The 1,611-nt window shown below is 57.6% G+C and carries 2 protein-coding genes and 1 pseudogene; 1 reads left to right on the forward strand and 2 read right to left on the reverse strand.

What is annotated here, in order from left to right; translation table 11 throughout:
* Positions 1–276: pseudogene (locus AWU74_RS11665) on the forward strand (hypothetical protein); the annotation flags it as partial.
* A gap of 16 nt (positions 277–292) precedes the next feature.
* Here AWU74_RS11665 and AWU74_RS05405 read toward each other — a convergent pair.
* Together AWU74_RS05405 and AWU74_RS11670 are read right to left on the reverse strand one after the other, a co-directional pair.
* The gene (locus AWU74_RS05405) at positions 293–1,183 is read right to left on the reverse strand and encodes a M23 family metallopeptidase (RefSeq protein WP_062328397.1); all 891 of its coding nucleotides are present in this window, start codon (positions 1,181–1,183) and stop codon (positions 293–295) included.
* A 12-nt stretch (positions 1,184–1,195) separates the two neighbouring features.
* A partial coding sequence (locus AWU74_RS11670; RefSeq protein ID WP_187150867.1) for a TP_0783 family beta-propeller protein occupies positions 1,196–1,611 on the reverse strand: 416 nt, incomplete at its 5' end.

Raw genomic sequence — 1,611 nt, forward strand, 5'->3', positions numbered from 1 at the left:
GGGTTCCTCCTGGACGCCGGCTTGGCGGTAGCGCACGAGAAACGAAAACTCGCCGAGAAATGGCGGTACGGGCAGGCGCTTTTGGAACTTTGCACCGTTCCGCCGCTGGGAGATTTTCTTGAAATCGAAATGCTTTCGCAGGCAGGAGACGACGCTGCCGTCGCCGGAGCAAGGCGGGAGCTTGAATCGCTGCTGGCGCGTTCGGGCGTTCCGCTGTCGGCGGTGGAAAGCCGATACTACAGCGAAATGCTGGGCATAGACCCGCCGCAACGCTGAACCCGCGGCATTCGGCTTACTCTATGATAATGGAAAACCGCTGCGGAAGGGATTCGACGCCGTTAATATCCGAAGCGCTTATGACCACAGTGCTTCGCCCCCGCGTGAGCATGATATTCCCCAGCAGCATCATAGTTTCTGATGTATACAAATCGGGCGCGGCATAGTATTTATTCCCCTTGACGGTCAGTGCGCCGTTCCGCTCGCTCATTATATCGTAGGAGAGGGTTTCTACGAGAGCGCCGTTTACCGTTACCTCGGTTTTATACGGGATATTATCCGGCTCCACTTCATGAAAAAGCGCATAATTGTCCGCCGGAAGCGTCAGCGCCGGCGGCTGTAGGGCGGTTTTTTCACCTTTTTTGTTTACCGCCGTTATCCCGCGAATACGGAGCGGCTTTTCGTTTCTGAAGAGCGGGAGAAGCGTGCGCGGGTTTATCGATTTGCCGTCTTTTGCGTCGAATGCCTGAAACTCAAGTCCCGCCGTTTCTTGCTGCCAGCTGGAAGCGCCCGACGCGCCGAGCATTTCGCCCTGTTCGATATGCGTTTTACCGTTTTCTATGGCGATTTCGCTCATGTTTCCGTAAGTCGCAATGAATCCGTCTCGGTGGTCAACGATGACCGCATTCCCGAGCGGCGAATGGAAAAACTCCGAATCCGCGTCCGGCGCACGGACGACCGCGAGTACCGTGCCCGAATCCGCCGATTTAATCCTCGCCGGGGACACGAAAATCAGCGCGGTCGAAAGCCGGTTTTCGCGCGAGGCGGCAAAACACAGCGAAAAATCGTTGGGCGACCGCACTGCTTGCGGCCAGTCACGCGCAGTCAGCGGCAAAGCCAGCGCAAAAAAGAGAGCGGAAAACCAGCGCGTTTTGCTCCGCGCTATGGCAACGGTTTGCTGTTTCATACTGTCCCTGAACTAACGTTCCGCGACGGCGATCTTCGACACAGTCGAGTCTGCGCCGACATACAGCGCGCCGCGCTCTTCCCCCGAATCGCCCGCGTCAGACGCCCGGATAAACGCATTCCGGGCGGCAAACGAGAACGAGCCGATAAACTGCCGGTACTCTTTAAATAGGAGCACGGTATACGCCTTGCCGTCGGGAGCGGCTTCATCTTTCGCAAGCAGGGCGACCAGCTTTTCGCTCGGTATTTCCTGCATTGAACGGACCGTCCCGCGTACCGGAGTGTACGCGGTTTTGCCCGTCGCGCGGTCGTGAACGGCGATTCCGCCCGCGTAGCAAAAGTATACGACACTGTTCGCCGCGTTGAATTTGACCAGCGCGCGTTCGTTCCCGCTCGCCGCAAGCTTTTCGCCGAAGACCTCATAGGTCA

This window comes from Treponema endosymbiont of Eucomonympha sp., assembly GCF_001028545.1.

Coding starts and splice junctions, on each gene's coding strand:
- AWU74_RS05405 (WP_062328397.1), bottom strand. CDS start 1,183: ATGAAACAGCAAACCGTTGCCATAGCGCGGAGCAAAACGCGCTGGTTT.